11 protein-coding genes are annotated in these 18,737 nt (G+C 69.5%); 5 read left to right on the top strand and 6 right to left on the bottom strand.

From position 1 onward, the window contains the following. Positions 1-28 precede the first annotated feature (28 nt). Both phbB and FZN60_RS14045 read left to right on the top strand, forming a co-directional pair. Positions 29-754 carry an acetoacetyl-CoA reductase gene (phbB, locus tag FZN60_RS14050; RefSeq protein ID WP_158874112.1) on the top strand — a complete coding sequence of 242 codons (726 nt, stop codon included), beginning with the start codon at positions 29-31 and terminating at the stop codon, positions 752-754. 218 nt (positions 755-972) lie between these two features. Next, positions 973-1,320 (top strand): PepSY domain-containing protein, encoded by a 348-nt coding sequence (locus FZN60_RS14045; RefSeq protein ID WP_158874111.1) that lies wholly within the window; start codon positions 973-975, stop codon positions 1,318-1,320. 273 nt (positions 1,321-1,593) lie between these two features. Here FZN60_RS14045 and FZN60_RS14040 read toward each other — a convergent pair whose 3' ends face one another. From FZN60_RS14040 to FZN60_RS14015, 6 genes are all read right to left on the bottom strand, one after another. Then, positions 1,594-2,712 (bottom strand): Gfo/Idh/MocA family protein, encoded by a 1,119-nt coding sequence (locus FZN60_RS14040; RefSeq protein WP_158874110.1) that lies wholly within the window; start codon positions 2,710-2,712, stop codon positions 1,594-1,596. Between the two features lie 19 nt (positions 2,713-2,731). Then, positions 2,732-3,517 carry a ThuA domain-containing protein gene (locus FZN60_RS14035; protein ID WP_158874109.1) on the bottom strand — a complete coding sequence of 262 codons (786 nt, stop codon included), beginning with the start codon at positions 3,515-3,517 and terminating at the stop codon, positions 2,732-2,734. Between the two features lie 98 nt (positions 3,518-3,615). After that, positions 3,616-6,330 carry a malto-oligosyltrehalose synthase gene (gene treY, locus FZN60_RS14030; protein ID WP_158874108.1) on the bottom strand — a complete coding sequence of 905 codons (2,715 nt, stop codon included), beginning with the start codon at positions 6,328-6,330 and terminating at the stop codon, positions 3,616-3,618. Continuing rightward, positions 6,327-8,195 carry a 4-alpha-glucanotransferase gene (gene malQ, locus FZN60_RS14025; RefSeq protein WP_158874107.1) on the bottom strand — a complete coding sequence of 623 codons (1,869 nt, stop codon included), beginning with the start codon at positions 8,193-8,195 and terminating at the stop codon, positions 6,327-6,329. Before malQ ends, treY begins: the two co-directional genes overlap by 4 nt. Continuing rightward, entirely contained in the window at positions 8,188-10,095 is a 1,908-nt protein-coding gene (gene treZ, locus FZN60_RS14020; protein ID WP_158874106.1) for a malto-oligosyltrehalose trehalohydrolase, read from the bottom strand. The genes malQ and treZ overlap by 8 nt, the downstream gene beginning before the upstream one ends. A gap of 313 nt (positions 10,096-10,408) precedes the next feature. Further along, entirely contained in the window at positions 10,409-11,566 is a 1,158-nt protein-coding gene (locus FZN60_RS14015; protein ID WP_158874105.1) for a zinc-binding metallopeptidase family protein, read from the bottom strand. 328 nt (positions 11,567-11,894) lie between these two features. Here FZN60_RS14015 and FZN60_RS14010 point away from each other — a divergent pair, with 328 nt between their 5' ends. From FZN60_RS14010 to FZN60_RS14000, 3 genes are read left to right on the top strand one after another with little or no spacing between them, the layout of a single operon-like run. Next, positions 11,895-15,317, top strand: coding sequence for a transglutaminase family protein (locus FZN60_RS14010; RefSeq protein ID WP_158874104.1), 3,423 nt, complete (start codon positions 11,895-11,897; stop codon positions 15,315-15,317). 16 nt (positions 15,318-15,333) lie between these two features. Beyond that, positions 15,334-17,781: a circularly permuted type 2 ATP-grasp protein gene (locus FZN60_RS14005; RefSeq protein ID WP_246726801.1), complete on the top strand. Its 2,448-nt coding sequence runs from the start codon at positions 15,334-15,336 to the stop codon at positions 17,779-17,781. Next, complete coding sequence (locus FZN60_RS14000; protein ID WP_246726799.1) at positions 17,778-18,719, top strand: transglutaminase family protein; 942 nt, start codon at positions 17,778-17,780, stop codon at positions 18,717-18,719. The genes FZN60_RS14005 and FZN60_RS14000 overlap by 4 nt, the downstream gene beginning before the upstream one ends. Positions 18,720-18,737: the final 18 nt, after the last annotated feature.

Here is an 18,737-nt window from a genome sequence, read left to right as displayed (position 1 = left end):
TCCACACGAACGGGAGAGGAATGAGGTCATGGGCAGAGTAGCCGTGGTCACGGGCGGCACGCGCGGTATCGGCGCGGCCATCGCCAAGGCGCTGAAGGCGGCGGGCCACACCGTCGCCGCCAACTATGCCGGCAACGACGAGGTCGCGAACGCCTTCGCGGCGGAGACCGGCATCAAGGTCTTCAAGTGGGATGTCTCGGACTACGAAGCCTGCAAGGCCGGCCTCGCGCAGGTCGAGGCCGAGCTCGGACCCGTCGAGATCCTGGTCAACAATGCCGGCATCACGCGCGACGCCATGTTCCACAAGATGACGGTCGACCAGTGGAAGGCGGTCATCGACACGAACCTCTCGGGCCTCTTCAACATGACCCACCCGGTCTGGCCGGGCATGCGCGACCGCAAGTTCGGCCGCATCATCAACATTTCCTCGATCAACGGCCAGAAGGGTCAGGCGGGCCAGGCGAACTATTCCGCCGCCAAGGCTGGCGACATCGGCTTCACCAAGGCCCTCGCCCAGGAAGGCGCGCGCGCCGGCATCACGGTCAACGTCATCACTCCCGGCTATATCGGAACCGAGATGGTGCGCGCGATCGACGAGAAGGTGCTGAACGAGCGCATCATCCCGCAGATCCCGGTCGGGCGTCTGGGCGAGCCGGAGGAGATCGCGCGCTGCGTCGTGTTCCTGGCCGCCGACGACGCGGGATTCATCACCGGATCGACGCTCTCGGCCAATGGCGGCCAATACCTTACCTAAGGTAAACTACAAGCCGGCCGCGACACAGCATCGCGGCCGGTCTCCCAGCATCCGGGCGCTACGGACGCCGTCTCTCCCGGCAACGGGTTCAGACCCTCCGACTTCCTCACCGTCACGAGAAAGTCGATGCGATGGAACCCAATCTTCTTATGCTTGTTATCGGACCCGACACGGGCGACGCAGATCGGCGATCGACCCACTCGTTTCGGGAGACACCTATGAACAAGTCCTGGATCTACGGCATCGTCGCCGCCGCGTCTGTCGCGACGGCCGCTCCGACCTTCGCGCAGGGCATCGAGATCGGCCCGAACGGCGTGCGCGTCGTTCCCCAGCAGGAGCTGCGCCGCGACGACAACCGCAGCGACCGCGCGGCCCGCGGCGAGGCTCGCGGCCAGCAGATCAGCGAGCGCCAGGCGCTCCGCATCGCCCGTGGCGAGGGCGTCGACGAGGTCGACTCGGTCACCCGCACCCGCCAGGCCTATCGGGTCGCCGGCGTCGATCGTCGCGGCGACGACATCCGCGTTGACATCGACCTGCGCAGCGGCGAGGTCCTGTCGGTCCGCTAAGCCACCGGCATACGACCGAAATGCAGAAGGCCGCGGCATCCCGAATGCCGCGGCCTTTTTTCTTGATTATTGCGGATGCTTCCAAGCTTCTCCCTTCTCCCGCAGGCGGGAGAAGGTGCCGGCAGGCGGATGAGGGTGGTTCGTGAGGAGGGCGACGCAAGCCGTTTGCCGGCCGCTATCGCGACTAGGACCCCTCAACCCGGCGCTTCGCGCCGCCCTCCCCCGCAGGCGCGCGAGGGGGAGGCGCCCTCCGCCGAAAAGCTCCGCGGCCGTCTACACCGCCGCCAGAACCCGCCCCGCCTCCTCCGACTCGAAGCACAGGTCGAGCAGCTTCTGGATCTTCGTCGCGCGGCGGAAATCCGGCTCGCCGTTGACGCCGGTCAGAAGCGCGATCACGAAGCGGCTGGCATTGCGCGGCGTCGGCGGGCACTCGACCGGCCGCCAGGTCTGCGTCTCCATGTCCTTGCCCATGCAGGCCTCGAGCAGCGATTTCTCGTGATCCGCCCAGATGTGCAGGGCGCCCTTGTCGCCGTGGATCACGAGGTCGAGGTTGTTGATCCGCCCGGACGCGTAGCGCGACATATGGACGGCGCCGAGCGCGCCGTTGTCGAACTCCACCGTCATCGCGCAGGAATCGTTGGCGTCGAGCGTGTAACCGCCGATCGCCCCGCCGTCCGCCTTGTCGAAGGTCTTCAGCCGCGCGCCGAGCTGCACGATGTCGTGCCCCGTCGCGTAGGTGACGAAGTCGAGGATGTGGACGCCGATGTCGCCGAGCACACCCTTCGAGCCGTGCTCGGAAGACAGACGCCACAACCACTTCTCGTCGGTGCGCCAGTCGCCCCAATGCGGCGAGGCGAGCCAGCTCTGAAGATAGCTCGCCTGAACGTGGCGGATCGTCCCCAGCTCGCCCGCCGCGATCATGCGATGGGCGAGTTGCACGGCCTCGGCGTTGCGATAGGTCAGGTTCACCATGTTGATGAGCCCGGCGGCTTCCGCGGCTTGCGTCATTTCCATCGCGTCGGCGTGGTTCAGCGCCAGCGGCTTCTCGCAGAAGACGTGCTTTCCCTTCGCGATGCAGGCGAGCGTCGTCGCCTTGTGCGCGCCGTCGGGCGTCGCGTTGACGACCGCGTCGAACTGGTCCCAGGCGAGGGCGTCCTCCAGCGAGCCGAAGGCCTTGGGGATGCGGTGCATCTCGGCGAAGGAGCGCGCCCGCTCGATGTTCACGTCGCAGGCGGCGACGAGGGCGCAGCCGGGAATGGCGGAGAAGTGCTCCGCATGCCTGTGGGCGATGCCGCCCGTGCCCAGAAGCAGGATGCGCTTGTCCGCAGCACCTGCGGCGGAGGGCGCGGCGGCCGAGGCCGCCGGGTTCGTCGTGTCGGTCGTCTTGCTCATGGTGCGCGTGTCCAGCGGTTCAGCGATAGCCCGCCTCGCCCGCCTGATGCAGGCGCGGGCCCTTTTCCTTGATCGGCTCCAGCGCCTTCTCCACCGGCCGGTTCGGCGCGGCCGAAACGTCGTCCCAGGCCGGCGCCGGATTGTGCGCCCAGCGCACGGCATTCTCGATCACCGTCAGCACCTCGGGCTGGTGGTAGATCGGGTAGGTCTCATGGCCGGGGCTGAAATAGAAGATCCTCCCCGCCCCACGCTGATAGGTCAGGCCGGAGCGGAACACCTCGCCGCCCTCGTACCAGGAGATGAACAGCGTCTCCAGCGGCTCGGGCACGAGGAAGGGCTCGCCGTACATTTCCGAGGCCGGGATCTCGATCCGCTCGCCGATGCCCTTGGCGATCGGGTGGGAGCGGTTGATCGTCCAGATCCGCTCGCGCTCCCCTGCCTCGCGCCAGTGGAGCGAGCAGGGCGTGCCCATCAGGCGCTTGAAGATCTTCGAGAAGTGGCCCGAGTGAAGAACGAGGAGCCCCATGCCCTGATGCACCCGCTCGGCGACGCGCGTCACGGTCTCCTCGGCCACCGCCCCGTGCGCCTTGTGGCCCCACCAGAGCAGCACGTCGGTTTCCCGAAGCCGCGCTTCCGACAGGCCGTCCTCTGGCTCTCCAAAGGCCGCGAGGCTCGCCTCGATGCCGCCCGCCGCGTTGAGGTGGCTGGCGATCGCGGCGTGGATGCCGTCGGGATAGATCTCCCGGACGATGGCGTTCTCCCGCTCGTGGAGGAATTCGTTCCAGACGACGGCGCGGATTGTCATGGGACCTCCCAGCAACTTCCTGTCGATAAGCGGGGCGGCAGATAGCGGTTCGGCTGCGGCCCTGAAAGGGTCGCAGCCGAAAGAATTTCGCCCGCGCCTCAGTCGACCAGCATCAAGGAAACCGGCAGGGCCGAGAGCGCGTCCGACAGCCGCAGCGTTTCGCCGAGTTCCCGCCGCGATTCGGCGAAGAGATCGCGCGCGCCGCGTCCGCGCAGGCCTTCGGGGATCGCGACCGCGGTGTCGCCCCAGGTCGCCGGGTCCGCCATCGGCCGCGTCGCGCCGTCCCCAAGGAGCGTCAGGGCGAGGCGCGGCGCGATGCAGATCGCGGCCGGGCCGCCGCTCTCCGCGATGCGCGCGAAGGCGACGACGTGATCGACCTTCGCGCCCGTCACCTCCAGCGCCACGTAGGCGCCGCGCGTGAAGAGGTCGGGCGCGGCGGCACGCGCCGCCAAGCCTTCCGCCGTGATCTTCGCCTTCACGCGTCCGTCGCGCCAATGGTCGAGAAGGTCGGGCGCCGACTCGCCGCCCTCGAAGGCGCTCTGCCGGTCGGCGAAGTCGATCGCGCGGCGATTGTCCGGGTCGACGAGGCTGAAGTCGTAGAACTCCGTTCCCTGGTAGATGTCGGGAATGCCGGGCGCGGCGAACTTGATCGCCGTCTGCGCCAGCGAGTTCAGGGCGCCCGCCACGACGAAGGGCTGGGCGTCCCGCCAGAAGGTCGGCAGGAAGCCCTCGCTCTTTTCGGGGTCCAACGCCGCCGCGACGAACGCCTTCAGCGCGTCCTCGTAGGGGCCGGCCGGCGATGTCCAGCTCGTCCAGCGCTTGGCCTCGCGCACCGCTTTTTCCATGAAGGCGGTCAGGCGCTGGGCGATGCCGTCGCGCTGTTCGGCATTCTCGGGGTCGAAGTCGGCCGGCAGAACGCCGAGGAGCGACTGATAGAAGCCCCATTCCGTCGGCGCGTCCGGCGAAACGAGGCCGGGCTCGATGTCCTTGCGATAGGCCGACAAGGCCTGCGCGAAGCTTTGAACCAGCCCGTCCCAACGCTCGGGCGCTTCGGACAGCGCGTAGAGCCGGGCGCGGGCGTCCTCGCCGCGCTTGGTGTCGTGGGTCGACGTCGCGAGAAGTCCCAAAGGCTGGTCCTCGACGCGGATGCGCATCGCCTCGTGGAAGGCGTCGACGTCGGTGCCGTAATGGTCCGGCTCGCCGCCGACCTCGTTCAGCGCGATCAGCCGGTTGTAGCGGTAGAACACGGTGTCCTCGACCGCCTTCGCCATGACGGCGCCGGTGGTCTGCTGGAAGCGGCGGGTGAAGTTCAGCGCGCCCGCGACGTCCTCGCCCGCCTCGAAGTCGAGCTTGAGCAGCCGCCCGATGAACTGGATCGGCTCGTCGGCTTCCACCTGGCGCGAGCGCTGCGCCTCCTCCACCGTTTCGTCGATGATCGCCGCGTCGCGGGTCGGCACGCCGTCGTTGACCGACACGTAGGTGCGGTAGACCGGCAGCGCGACGGCGACCTCGACGATCGAGCGCGCGATCGTGTCGGCGCCGAGATCGCGGGTGGACAGGCCGCGGGCCGCCACCGCGATGGCCTCGCTGGTGAGGTAGGCGAGCTCGCCCGCCAGGTTGCGATGGAAGATCGCGCGCTTCTGCTTGGCGATCATGGCGCGCAGGTTCTCTTCCTCGCCGAGGAAGGTCGAGTAGATGCGGTCCATCGCTTCCTCCTTCGCCGGATCGACGAAGAGGCCGGACAAAGCGGTGATGAACTCGTAGCCGGTCGTCCCCTCGACCCCCCAGGAGGTGCGCAGCCGCTCGTCGCCGGTCAGGATCTTCTCGATGTGGATCATCGGCGAACGGCGCACCGATTGGAAGGCCTGGCGGAGGTCGCCGAGATAGGCCTTCGGGTCGGCCACGCCGTCGACGTGGTCGATGCGGATGCCGTCGAGCCGCCGCTCGCGCGCCAGCCGGATCACCGTCTGATGCGATTCGCGGAAGACGCGCCGCGATTCCTGGCGAACGCCGATGAGGTCGGCGATCTCGAAGAAGCGGCGATAGGTCAGCTGCTCGCGGGCGGTGCGCCACCAGGCGAGTCGCCAAGCCTGCGCCTCGTGCAGCTCGTGGAGGAACTGCCGGTCCGCGTTGATCGACTCAATCGCCGCGTTGAGCGCGTCGGCGAACTCCGCTTCCTCCAGATGCTCGGCGAGCCGCTCACGCAGCTCGTCGATCTCGGCCGGGGTCGCCACGGCGAAGCGGCGCAGGAGCCGGTCGCGCTCGCCGTGCTCGAGCCGCGCGAAGATCAGCGCGAAGGTGCGCGGATCGAGCGGCAGCTGATAGCCGGCCGCGTCGAAGCGCAGCCAGTTGCGCTCGGGATGGAGGACGACGTGCAGGTCGCCCGTCTCCAGCGCCTCGCCGTAGGGCTTGCCGAGCACCGGCACGAGGATCTTCTCGGCCACCCAGGAAATGTCGAAGACGTCGGCGTAGCGGCTGTCCGCGCCCCAGCGCAGCACGTCCTCCCACCACTTGTTCTTCGGCGACACGCCCATGTGGTTCGGCACGAAGTCGAGGATCAGCCCGAGATCGTGCTTGGCCAGCGCGTCGCTCATCGCCAGGAAGCCAGCATCGCCGCCGAGATCAGCCTCGAAGGCGTTGTAGTCGGTGACGTCGTAGCCGTGCGTCGAGCCCGGCGAGGCCGAGAAGATCGGCGAGGCGTAGAGGTGGCTGATGCCGAGCTTCTTGAGATAGGGCGCGAGGTCGGCCGCCGTCTCGAAGGTCGTCCCCTCGCGAAACTGCAGGCGATAGGTGGCGACGGGCGAAGGGGTCATGAAGCCTCGGGGCGTTCGGAGCGGAGGGCGGCGGCGATGCGGTTGAAGCGCTCGTTGCCGGCCAGGTCCTCCAGGGGGACGTCGGAGCGGATGCGCCAGTTGGGATATTCGTCGGTCGTCCCCGGCAGGTTCGCCTGACGCTCGGAACCGACGAGGTCGTCGAGCTGCACGGCGAAGAGGATCGAGGGCGTGCGCGCCGCGAGGCGATGGATCGCCTCGGCGAGGTCGCCGGACATGTCGACCGGCGGATTGTCTTCGCCGGACGCCGCGCCCTCGAGCGGCGGCGGCAGGAGCCCCTCCTCCTTCAGCGCGAGCAGGAGCGCGATGCGGTCGCGCTCGCGCGAATGCCGGTCGCGGTCCGTCGCCGCCTCGTCCTGGCGGCCCGTAGAGGCGCGCAAGGTCACGTCCTCGCCCGTCCACCAGCCGGCCAGCGTCGGCAGGTCGTGGGTCGAGATGCAGGCGAGCGCCAGCTGCGGATAAGCGGAGGGCGGCAGGAACTCCGAGCCGCGGTGCCGCTCGAAGTAGAGCACGCGATAGGACAGGATGTTGGCCTCTTCCATCGTGTGCCGGAAGCCCGGCGGCACGGTGCCGAGGTCTTCGCCGATGACGATGCAGCGGTTGGCGCGCGAGGCATCGGACACGGCGTCGATCATCGAGGCCAGGGGGTAGCGGACGTAGCCGCCGCCCTTCGACTGCTCGCCCTCCGGGATCCACCAGAGACGCGCGAGCCCCATGGCATGGTCGATGCGCACCGCTCCGGCATGGGACGTCAGCGCGTCGAAGGCTTCCCGCAGAGGCTTGTAGTCGCGCTCGGCCAGGGCCTTGGGCGAGAGCGGCGCGAGGCCCCAGTCCTGGCCGGCGGAGTTGAACATGTCCGGCGGCGAGCCGACGCGCGCCGAGCGCACCGTCAGCTCCGGATCCGCCCAGGTTTCCGCGCCGTCCGGCGCGACGCCGACGGCGAGGTCGAGATACAGGCCGATCGCCATGCCGGCGCCCTTGGCGCGCGCCTGGGCCTCGGCGAGCTGCTCGTCCGCCTCGAACTGGAGCCAACGGTGGAAGAGCACCGCGTCGGCGTTCTCCGCCTCGAAGGCGGCGACGGCGTCCGAGCGGCGGTCGCGCAGTTCCTCCGGCCAGTTGTGCCAGCCGGCGTGGCCGCCCTCCGCCACCTGCGCTTGCGAGATCGCCTCGAACAGCGCGAAGTCCCGCAAGGCATCGCCCCCGCCCGCGCAGAAGCGCTCGAAGGCCTGCTCGTCGCGGATCTCCTCGATGCGGCTTTCGAAGACGTCGCGCAGCAGCCGGATCTTCAGCCGGCCGACGCGTCCGTAGTCGACAAGTTCGCCGTCGAGCCCATCGAAGAGCTCCGGCTCCGCTTTCCGCAGCGCCTCGATCGCCTCGGGTCCGCCCTCCAGCTCGTCGACCGCGATGTAGAGCGGGTTGAGGAAGCGCCGCGTCGAGGGCGAATAGGGGCTGAAGCGCTCGGGCGCGGCGGAAAAGAGCGCGTGAAGCGGATTAACCCCGACGAAGCTCGCCCCCGCCTCCGCCGCAATCGCGGCGAGCCTGGCGAGGTCGGCGAAGTCGCCGATGCCGAGATCGCGGTGCGAGCGCAGCGCATAAAGCTGGCAGGCGACGCCCCAGAAGCGCCGGGCGCGCACGGTGTCCGGCATCAGGCAGGGCTGCGCCCGCTCGCCGTGCTCGGAAAAGCCGCCTTTGTCGCCGGTCTGCGGATCGACGCCGAGGACGCCGAGCAGCGCGCGCTGCGCGTCGTCGGAGATGACCTGCCGCTCGCCGAGTTCGGAAATATAGGCCGTCTGGATGCCGTGGCTCTCGGCCAGCGCCTCGAGCTTCTCCCCCTCGCCCTCACGCAACGGCCGGTCCTCCGATCAGCGCCGGCCGGCAAAGGCGCACCACGACCGAGGGGCCGGGCAGGACGCCGTCCTTCAGCATGTCGGCCGCTTCCGGCGGGTGGGCATGCACGAGTTCGCCCGAATCGTAATCGCGGTGCGGCACCTCGGTCGGCACGGTCCAGGGCTCGTCGTCGAGGTTGGCGAAGAGGTTGAGGACCGTCTCGTCCTTCAGCCGCCAGGACACGGAGAAGGCTCGGCTCGAATCCGACACGTGGAAGCTGCCGCAGTTCGGCGGCACGTCGCGCAGCAGCGGCACGACGTGGTGCTGGCGCTTGGCGAGGAGATCGCGGACCATGGACAGGCGGCGCTTGCCGTTCGGCCGATCCGCCGCCGTCCAGTCGAGCCGCGAGGCGGTGAAGGTCGATTCGGCGTTGGGGTCCGGGATGAGATTGCGCCCCTCGCCCGAACGGAAGGCCGCAAACTTCTTGAACTCGTTGCGACGCCCCTCGCGCACGGCTTCGCCCAGCTCGCCGTGGAAGTCGGTGAAGAAGCAGAAGGGCTGCGTGGCGCCCCATTCCTCGCCCATGAACATCAAGGGGATCTGCGGCGACAGGAACAGGATCGCCTGGAGGCACTCCACCGCCCGGCGCGAGGCGAGGTCGGTCAGCCGGTCGCCGAAGGCGCGGTTGCCGATCTGGTCGTGGTTCTGAAGGAAGTTGACGAAGGCCGTCGGCGGCAGGTGGGCGGAAGAGTGCCCGACGCTCTTCTCGCGCTTGGTCGAGAAGTCGCCCTGGAAGACGAAGCCGGATGCCAGGCTCTTCGCCATCTGCTCGACGCTCTTGGCGGCGTAGTCGCCGTAGTAGCCCTCGTCCTCGTGGGTGGCGAGAACGTGGGCGCAGTGGTGGAAGTCGTCGTTCCATTCGCCCGACACGAGGAGCGGCCGGCCGGTCTCGCCCCGCTCGATGTGCCAGGTGATGTTGCGGTCGTCCTCCGTGGTCAGGTGGACATGCCGGTCGGGGAAGGCGGCGCGCACGCGAGCGGCCAGTTCCTTCACCAGCGGCGTGTCGGTGGTGTCCTTGATCGAATCGATCGCGTCGAGCCGCAGCCCGTCGATGCGGAATTCCTTGATCCAGTAGAGCGCGTTCTCGATCATGAAGTCGCGCACCGGCTGCTCGTCATAGGCGATGGCCGGCCCCCAGGGGGTGTGGATCTCCTCGTGGAAGAACGCCTTGGCATAGGCGTTGATGTAGTTCCCGTCCGGTCCGAAGTGGTTGTAGACGACGTCCATGAAGACCATGAGGCCCTTGGCATGGGCTGCGTCCACCAGCCGCTTCAGCGCCTCCGGGCCGCCATAGGCCGTGTGCGGGCAGTAGAGAAGCACGCCGTCGTAGCCCCAGCCGCGATTGCCCGCGAACTGGGCGACCGGCAGGAGTTCGATGCAGGTGACGCCGGTCTCCTTGAGATGGTCGAGCTTGTCGATGATCGCGTCGAAGGTGCCGTCCTGCGTGAAGGTGCCGGTGTGGAGCTCGTAGAACACCGTTTCGCGCCAGGGCCGCCCCTTCCACTCCAGAACCTTCCACTCGAAGGCTTCCGGGTCGACGAGGCGCGACAGGCCGTGGACGTCGCCGATCTGCGCCCGCGCCGCCGGGTCAGGGACGACGAGATCCCCGTCGACGCGGAAGCCGTAGCCCCCGCCGACCTTCACGGCGTCGCTCGTCAGCGTCCACCAGCCGTCGCCGGCCTTCTCCATGGCTTCGAAGCGGCTGGCCTTGCCGTCCTCGTCGCCGATGGCGAGCTCGATCTTGGCCGCGCTCGGCGCCCAAAGGCGAAAGGTCGCGCGACCATCCTCGTTGATATGGGTACCCCAGGTGGTATCGAAGCTCGCGGCTTCGGTCGGGGTCGTGTCGGAAATCGTGTCCATGGCAGCGGCCTCTGTCCTGAACCGGGCAGCCGGCACATGGCTCGACCGCGAAGAAACCGGCACCCGGAGTGGTCATCGAACGGCAGGACGCGCGATCAGGCTCGCCGCGCCTTCGGTTGCGCGGCGCAATCGATCCACCTTGGTCGTCGTCCCTTCGGTCTTGGTAATTGGAGCAGGATCGCAGCGTTCCAGAGTGCGATGCGGCAATTTTGCGTGGATGTCCCCAGGACAGACCCGTTCGGCGCGAAAAAGGCCCCCACCCAGCGGTGGGAGCCCGGATCGGTCGCGCGGATCAAGGACGTCGAAGGCAGGCCTACTCGGCGGCCTGGGCCGCCTGCTGGGACTGGACGTAGGCCTCGGCCGTCGGGTTCGCCGTTCCGGTTCCCGCCGGCCGGGCGGCCGTGCCGACGCGGCCGTGAACGAGGTCGTGGATGAAGCCGAGCTTCTCGATGACGCGCGGCGCCAACACGAAGGGGTAGAGGTCCTGGTGCCCCATGGCGCGGTTCAGCGAGTTCAGCGCCGACGAGAGCGCCAGCCAGGCATCCGCGATCTGCTCCATGGTCGTCGAATTGTCGTAGACCTTGAAGTCGATGTCGGTGGTCAGGATGCCTTCCTTGTCGAGCCGCGGATGCAGCGTCATGCCCCAGGAGCCGCCGGTCTCCAGCGTGTCGACGATGTGGAGGTAGTGCGCCCAGGTCTCGGCGAAGTCCTCCCAAGCATGCGCGCCCGCATAGGTCGAGACGTACTCGTCCTGCCAGTTGGGCTTCGGACCGTTGTTGTAGTGGTTCTGCAGCGCCTGCCCGTAGTCCTCCTCGTCATTGCCGAAGAGGGCGCGGCATTCGGCGAGCGCCCCGCCGTCGCGCACTAGGCGGTCCCAGTACCAATGGCCGATCTCGTGGCGGAAGTGGCCGAGGAGCGTGCGGTAGGGCTCGTTCATCGCCGTGCGCCGCTTCTCGCGCTCGGCGTCGTCGGCTTCGACCAGCGCGATGGTGATGAGGCCGTTGTCGTGGCCCGTCATCACGTGCTGCGCGCTGTTGGGATCGTCCACCAGGAACTCGAAGGCGAGTCCTTCGGGATGCTCGGTGCGGTTCGGCATCGGCAGGCCGAGGCGCATCAGCGTGTAGATCAGTCGCTGCTTGGCGAATTCCATCTTCTGCCAGAGAGCGACGTTGTCCGGGTCCGACAGGTTGGGGATGACGTTGTTGAAGGAGGAGGCCAGCGACAGCGTGTCCGGGCTGTCGGCCGGAATCAGCCAGTTGCACACGCCGTACTGGTAGTTGTCGTCGTACTTCCAGGCGTCGCCTGCGCCCTTCTTGCCGACTGAACGCCAGAAGCCGGTGTCCGCGTCGGGCTCCAGCGCCAGCATGCGGTTCGAATAGGGCTCGTAGCCGAGCGCGTGGCCGCAGCGCTCGCACTTCACGTTGTTGAAGTACACGACCTGGTCGCAGGCGGGGCAGGAGAAGAGCTTCATGGGGCGGCGTCCTCGCGCGTCGACGACCGGCGACCTTGTGCCCGGCCCCGGTTCGACGTGGTTGATGGCGTCATCGTTCCCGCGTCTCGGATCGGCCTTCCGATGGCTGAAGCAGCCCTCGAAAACCGATCGCATTCGGCGCACGCATCGATGTTGCCCGTCAACGCATGAACGCTGAACGTGTTCCCGCCTCAGCCGACCCATCGGGACGGAGCTTCGCATTTGCGTCTCGCAAGCGCGTCAGGCCGCTTGTTCGCCGGCGGAAGATACTTACACTCGCCTCACCCCGCCGCGCCCAGCCGGTCGCGATCTGGCTCAGGGATATTCGATGTCGATTCTCGCCGCGCTCCACCACGTCACGCATTATCGCTACGACCGGCCGGTGCGGCTCGGCCCGCAGGTGATCCGGTTGCGCCCGGCGCCGCACTCGCGCACACGCGTCCCCTCCTATTCCCTGAAGGTTCTGCCCGAGAACCACTTCGTCAACTGGCAGCAGGATCCCTTCGGCAACTGGCTCGCCCGCTTCGTCTTTCCCGATCCCGCCACCGAGTTCCGCATCGAGGTCGACCTCCTGGCGGACATGACGGTCTACAACCCGTTCGACTTCTTCGTGGAGGAGTACGCGCAGCAATGGCCGTTCGCCTATGACGAGGCGCTGAAGACCGACCTTGCCGCCTATCTCGACCCCGAGCCCGCCGGCCCGCGCCTTCGCAGCCTCGTCGAGAGCATCGACCGCACGAAGAGCGTCACGATCGACTTCCTCGTGGCCCTCAACCGCACGATCGAGCAGCGCATCGACTACCTCGTGCGCATGGAGCCGGGCGTCCAGACGCCGGACGAGACGCTGGAAAAGGCGTCCGGCTCCTGCCGCGATTCCTCATGGCTCCTCGTCCAGGTTCTTCGCCATCTCGGCTTCGCCGCGCGCTTCGTGTCCGGCTATCTCATCCAGCTCAAGCCCGACATCGTCGCTCTCGACGGCCCGGCGGGCACCTCCGTCGACTTCACCGATCTTCACGCCTGGGCCGAGGTCTACCTTCCCGGTGCGGGCTGGGTCGGGCTCGATCCGACCTCCGGTCTCCTCACCGGCGAGAGCCACGTGCCCCTCGCCGCCACGCCGCATTATCGCTCGGCCGCGCCGATCTCCGGCGGCGTCGACTATGCCGAGGTCGACTTCGCCTTCGAGATGACGGTGGACCGCGTCGCCGAGCGGCCGCGCGTCTCCTACCCCTTCTCCGACGAGAGCTGGCAGGCGCTCGACGCGCTCGGCCGGCAGGTCGACGAGGAGCTGCGCCGCAACGACGTGCGCCTGACGATCGGCGGCGAGCCGACCTTCGTGTCGATCGACGACTTCCAATCGCCCGAATGGAACGCCGACGCCACCGGCCCGACGAAGCGGGCTCTGGCCGACGACCTCATCCGCCGCCTGCGCGAGCGCTTCGCTCCGGGCGGCTTCCTCCACTACGGCCAGGGCAAGTGGTATCCCGGCGAGACCCTGCCGCGCTGGACCTTCTCCCTGTTCTGGCGAAAGGACGGCGTGCCGATCTGGCGCAACCCCGACCTCTTCGCCCGTGAGGAGGCGGACGCGCCTTTCGGTCCCGACGAGGCGGGCCTGCTGCTGCGCGACGTCGCCTCCTCCCTCGGCGTCGATCCCGACCACGCGCTTCCCGCCTTCGAGGACGCCGCCTACTGGATCGCCCGCGAGGCCCAGCTGCCCGAGAACGTCGACCCGCTCGATTCCAAGCTGGAGGACCGGGAGGAGCGCGCCCGCATCGCCCAGGTCTTCGCGCGCGGCCTGTCCAATCCGACCGGCTACGTTCTGCCGCTGCAGGCTTGGCAGGGGCGCGCCGACCGGCGCCTGCGCTGGGGCTCGGAGCGCTGGTCGACGCGCCGCAAGCGCTTGTTCCTCGTTCCCGGCGACTCGTCCGTCGGCTACCGCCTGCCGCTTTCGGGCCTGCCGCACCTGCCCGGCACCGCCTATCCGCACAGCTACCCGCAGGATCCGACGCAGCCGTTTTCGCCGCTGCCGACGCAGGGACGCGTCCAGGCGCAGCCGTCCGAGCCGACGAGCCGCATCGCCATGCAGACGGCGAACGAGAACGGCATGAGCCAGACGCTCGGCTCGATGAGCCAGAGCCTGCCGCCGCTCCCGCCGCTCGAGCCCGGGCAGACGCTCGGCCGTCCCGCCGGCGCAAGCGTCGAGGCGGACGGCGTGCCGGAGATCCGCGGCGCCGTGCGCACCGCGCTCGCGATCGAGCCGCGCGACGGCAAGCTCTGCGTCTTCATGCCCCCGCTGGAAACCACCGAGGCCTATCTCGACCTCCTGGCTGCGGTCGAGGAGGTCGCCGAGGCGCGCGGCCTGCCCGTCCAGATCGAGGGCTATGCGCCCCCGCACGATCCGCGCATCAACGTCATCCGCGTCGCACCCGACCCCGGCGTCATCGAGGTCAACATCCATCCCGCCGCGTCCTGGGACGAGGCCGTCGCGATCACCACCGGCGTCTACGAGGACGCGCGCCAGTCGCGCCTGGGCACCGACAAGTTCATGGTGGACGGCAAGCACACGGGCACGGGCGGCGGCAACCACGTCGTCGTCGGCGGCGCCACGCCGCTCGACAGCCCGTTTCTCCGCCGCCCCGACCTCCTGAAGTCGCTGGTCCTGCACTGGCAGCGCCACCCCTCGCTGTCCTACCTCTTCTCCGGCCTCTTCATCGGCCCGACCAGCCAGGCGCCGCGCATCGACGAGGCGCGCCACGACCAGCTCTACGAGCTTGAGATCGCCATGGCGCAGGTCTCGAACGCGCAGGGCTCGGCGACGCCGCCCTGGCTCGTCGACCGCTTGTTCCGCAACCTTCTCGTCGACGTCACCGGCAACACGCACCGCTCCGAGATCTGCATCGACAAGCTCTACTCGCCCGACGGCCCGACCGGCCGTCTCGGCCTCGTCGAGTTCCGCGGCTTCGAGATGCCGCCAGACGCGCGCATGAGCCTCGCCCAGCAGCTCCTGGTGCGCGCCCTCATCGCCAAGTTCTGGCGCGAGCCCCAGGAGGGCCGCTTCGCCCGCTGGGGCACCAGCCTCCACGACCGCTTCATGCTGCCCGAATTCGTCTGGGCCGACTTCCTCGACGTCCTCGCCGACCTCGGCCGCTCCGGCTATCCCATGCGGCCCGAATGGTTCGAGGCGCAGTGGGAGTTCCGCTTCCCCTTCTGCGGCAAGATCGTCCACGAAGGCGTCGAGCTGGAGCTTCGGCAGGCACTGGAGCCCTGGCACGTCATGGGCGAGACGGGCGCGATCGGCGGCACGGTGCGCTTCGTCGATTCCTCCGTCGAGCGCCTCCAGGTCAAGCTCTCGAACTTCGACCCCGCCCGCCACATGGTCACCTGCAACGGCCGTCCCGTGCCGCTGCAGTCGACCGGCCGGGCCAAGGAGGCGGTTGCCGGCGTGCGCTTCAAGGCCTGGCAGCCGGCGTCCGGTCTCCACCCGACGATCCCCGTCCACGCGCCGCTGACCTTCGACATCTTCGATCGCTGGTCGGGACGCTCGCTGGGCGGCTGCGTCTACCACGTCGCCCACCCCGGCGGACGCAACTACGAAACCTTCCCGATCAATTCCTACGAGGCCGAGGCGCGCCGCCTCGCCCGCTTCCAGGACATCGGCCACACGCCCGCCGCCCCGCACCCGCTCGCCGAGGTGCCCGATCCGAACTTCCCGATGACGCTCGACCTTCGCCGGCCGGCCTTCCTCGCGAGCTGAGGAGCAGAAGCCGCCGATGTCGATCCCAGTCCCGACGCTGCCGCGCCCCGCTCATCCGGCGGGGGGCGGCGCCCGTCCGCCCGAAGCGCTGTTCGGCGGGTACCGGGCGATCTCCAGCGGCTACGACGAGATGCTGGGCCGGGATGGTACGGTACAGCCGCACTATCGGCCGCTGATCTCCTGGCTGGAAGGCCTGCCCGTCGGGGAACGCGACGCGCGCTTCCGCTCGGCCCGGCAATACCTCAACGAGGCCGGCGTCTTCTACCGCGTCTACGGCGATCCCGAGCGCGCCGGCGAGTTGCGCGAATGGCCGCTCGCCCAGCCGCCGCTCGTGATCGCGCAGAAGGAATGGGTGGTGCTGGAGCGTGGCCTCGTCCAGCGAGCGCGCCTCCTCGAAGCCGCGCTCGCGGACCTCTACGGCGAGCGGACGCTGATCGCCGACGGCACGCTGCCGGCCGCGCTTCTCGGTCGAAATCCCGAGTTCCTCCGCCCCCTCGCCTCGCAGGGACGGTCGGGCGGGTCGCTCCTCCACTTCGTCGCCTTCGACCTCGGCCGCGGGCCGGACGGGCGGTGGTGGGTGCTGGGGGACCGGACGCAGGCGCCGTCGGGCGCCGGCTTCGCGCTGGAGAACCGCGTCGCCACCTCGCGCGCCTTCCCGGACCTCATCGGCGAGATGCGCATCCGCCGCATCGCCGGCTTCTTCTCGCGCTTCCGCGACGCGCTCTACGACCTCACGGGATCGGCCGGACGCCGCATCGGCCTCCTCACGCCCGGGCCCCACAACGAGACCTATTTCGAGCACGCCTATCTCGCCCGCTATCTCGGCATGCTCCTCCTCGAAGGCGGCGACCTCGTGGTCCACGGCGACCGGGCCGAGGTGCGCACCGTCGACGGCGTCCAGCCGATCCACATCCTCTGGCGCCGCCTCGACGCCGACTTCGCCGATCCGCTGGAGCTCTTTTCCGGCTCGCGCATCGGCACGCCCGGCCTCGTGCGCGCCGTGCGCGCCGGCAACCTCAAGATCGTCAACGCTCTCGGCTCAGGCCTCGTCGAGGCCAAGGCCCTGCTTCCCTTCGGCCAGGCGCTGGCCCGCCGCCTCCTCGGCGAGGATCTCGCTCTTCCCGTGATCGCCACGTGGTGGTGCGGCGAGGAGAGCGCCGCGGCCTTCGTGCGCCGGCATGCGGGCGAGCTCGCGCTCGGCTCCGCCTTTCCCCGCCCCGCCGGCTCGCCGCCCGCCCCGCCCGACGAGGCCGAGCGGCTGCTGGCGCTCGACGGCGCCCGCATCGTCGGCCAGGAGATCGCCCGGCTGTCCACCGCCCCGGTCTTCGAGGGCGGCCGCCTCGTGCCCCGTCCCGTCACGCTGCGCGTCTTTCTCGCCCGCGACGCCGACGGCTGGCACGTCATGCCCGGCGGCTTCGCGCGCGTCGCCGACCAGGGTTCGGGTGATCCGCGCAACGTGTCCATGCAGGCCGGCGGGCGCTCGATGGACGTGTGGATTCCAGGCGAAGCGGAGGAGCGCGCCGTCACGCTGATCGGTCGCCCGGACGAGCGCTTCCAGCGCCGCCTGCCCGGCGCCCTGCCGGCCCGGGCCGCCGACAACCTCTACTGGCTCGGCCGCTACGTCGAGCGCTGCGAGGTCGGCACCCGCCTCCTGCGGCTCCACGCCGCCCGCCGCGCGGCGTCCGAGCGCTCCGGCCCGCTCGACGCGCATCTCGCCCGCCTCCTGTCGGCGCTCGGCATCGACGTCTTCTCCGACGCCCCCGCCGGCGGTCTCGCCGATCTCGCGACCGCCGCGGCAGCCACCGCCTCGCGCATCCGCGAGCGCTTTTCGCCGGACGGCTGGCGTGTCCTCGCCGAGCTCGTCGAAGTGATCGAGTCGCTGCCCGCCGACGCGCCGCCGGACGAGCTGATGAAGCTCACCAGCCGCTGCCTCACGCGCCTCACCGGCTTCACCGGCCTCGTCAACGAGAACATGTACCAGTTCGCCGGCTGGCGCTTCCTGTCCGCCGGGCGGCGCCTGGAACGCGGCCAGATGACCGCGCGGATCACCGCCGCGCTCGGCGGAAGCGACGACCCGCCCGAAGGGGCGCTCGAAGCTCTTCTCGAATTCGCCGACAGCCGCGTCACCTTTCGCCGCCGCTATTCCGTCTCGCTGTCGCGCCTGACCGTTCTCGACCTCGTCGGGCTCGATCCGCTGAACCCCCGCTCCATCGCCTATCAGGTGAACGGCCTCGGCGACCTCGTGTCCGAACTGCCGGGCTCCGCGGAGGGTCAGTCGCTGGCGCCGCTCGCCCGGCGCATCGCCCGGCTGGGCGTGCGGCTGCGCACGGCCGACGCAGCGGAAGCCGATGCCGCCTTCCTGGAGCGGATCGCGGCCGACCTCGCCGACGTCTCCGACCTCCTCACGGCGCAGTACCTCCTCGGCAGCCCGGGCCGCGAGGGCGCGCGCATCGACACGGAATGAAAGCCATCGCGATGCGCTACGACGTGACGCTGACGATCGAGTCCCATTATCCCGCCGCCGTTTCGGACGCGCGCCAGATGCTCCACGTCCGTCCGCGCGACGGCTTCAACCAGCGTGTCGAACGCGTGCGGCTTCGCCTGTCTCCCGAGCCGTCGGAAGCCGTCGAGGAGCGCGACTTCTTCGGCAATCCCGCCGATCACCTCGCCTTTGCCGGGGGACACCGCAGCCTTCGCATCGAGATGAAGGCCCGCGTCGTCGTGGGCGCGCGGCCTACGCGCCCGGAAGCCGGCCCGACGCTCGCGGACCTCGCCGCCCAAGCGCGCTCCGACCACAGCCTCGCTCCCCTGGCCCCCGCTCACTTCCTCGGCCCGAGCCGCATGGTCGACGGCACCGAGGCGGCTTTGCCAGCCCTCGGCGACGAACTCCTCGGTCCCGGGCAGCAGGACGCCTTCGACGCCGTTCTCGGCCTCGCGGCCGGCATCAAGGCGGCTTTCCGCTACAGCCCCGGAACCACCGCCATCGACACGCCGCTCGCAGACGTCGCGCGCACCCGCTCCGGCGTTTGTCAGGACTTCACCCACCTGTCGATCGCGCTCCTGCGCAACCGCGGCGTGCCCGCCGCCTATGCCAGCGGCTTCCTGCGTACCGACCCGCCGCCCGGCCAGCCGCGCCGGGCCCACGCCGATGCCATGCACGCCTGGTTTCTCGCCTGGCTCGGAACGGATGCTGGCTGGATCGGCTTCGACCCGACCAACGGCATCGTCGTCGGGCCGGACCACATCCTCGTCGCGGTCGGCCGGGATTACGCCGACGTCGCGCCCATCTCCGGCGTCCTCGTCACCGCCGGCCCGCAGAGCGCCGGGCACTCCGTCGACGTGGTGCCCGTCGAGGAGCCGCGAGCCGAAATTCAGAAAGCGTTTACCAGCGGGCGGCTTTGACCTTCGCGTCAAGGTGAC

The sequence above is a fragment of the Antarcticirhabdus aurantiaca genome (genome assembly GCF_009765365.1).
Lineage (GTDB): Bacteria > Pseudomonadota > Alphaproteobacteria > Rhizobiales > Rhizobiaceae > Antarcticirhabdus > Antarcticirhabdus aurantiaca.
The sequence above is the reverse complement of the archived record's forward strand: the minus strand, read 5'-3'. Positions and strand labels throughout refer to the sequence as shown.

Excerpts from the sequence above, each read along its gene's own strand:
- phbB (WP_158874112.1), top strand. The coding sequence starts at position 29 with ATGGGCAGAGTAGCCGTGGTCACGGGCGGCACGCGCGGTATCGGCGCG.
- FZN60_RS14045 (WP_158874111.1), top strand. The coding sequence starts at position 973 with ATGAACAAGTCCTGGATCTACGGCATCGTCGCCGCCGCGTCTGTCGCG.
- FZN60_RS14040 (WP_158874110.1), bottom strand. The coding sequence starts at position 2,712 with ATGAGCAAGACGACCGACACGACGAACCCGGCGGCCTCGGCCGCCGCG.
- FZN60_RS14035 (WP_158874109.1), bottom strand. The coding sequence starts at position 3,517 with ATGACAATCCGCGCCGTCGTCTGGAACGAATTCCTCCACGAGCGGGAG.
- treY (WP_158874108.1), bottom strand. The coding sequence starts at position 6,330 with ATGACCCCTTCGCCCGTCGCCACCTATCGCCTGCAGTTTCGCGAGGGG.
- treZ (WP_158874106.1), bottom strand. The coding sequence starts at position 10,095 with ATGGACACGATTTCCGACACGACCCCGACCGAAGCCGCGAGCTTCGAT.
- FZN60_RS14015 (WP_158874105.1), bottom strand. The coding sequence starts at position 11,566 with ATGAAGCTCTTCTCCTGCCCCGCCTGCGACCAGGTCGTGTACTTCAAC.
- FZN60_RS14010 (WP_158874104.1), top strand. The coding sequence starts at position 11,895 with ATGTCGATTCTCGCCGCGCTCCACCACGTCACGCATTATCGCTACGAC.
- FZN60_RS14005 (WP_246726801.1), top strand. The coding sequence starts at position 15,334 with ATGTCGATCCCAGTCCCGACGCTGCCGCGCCCCGCTCATCCGGCGGGG.
- FZN60_RS14000 (WP_246726799.1), top strand. The coding sequence starts at position 17,778 with ATGAAAGCCATCGCGATGCGCTACGACGTGACGCTGACGATCGAGTCC.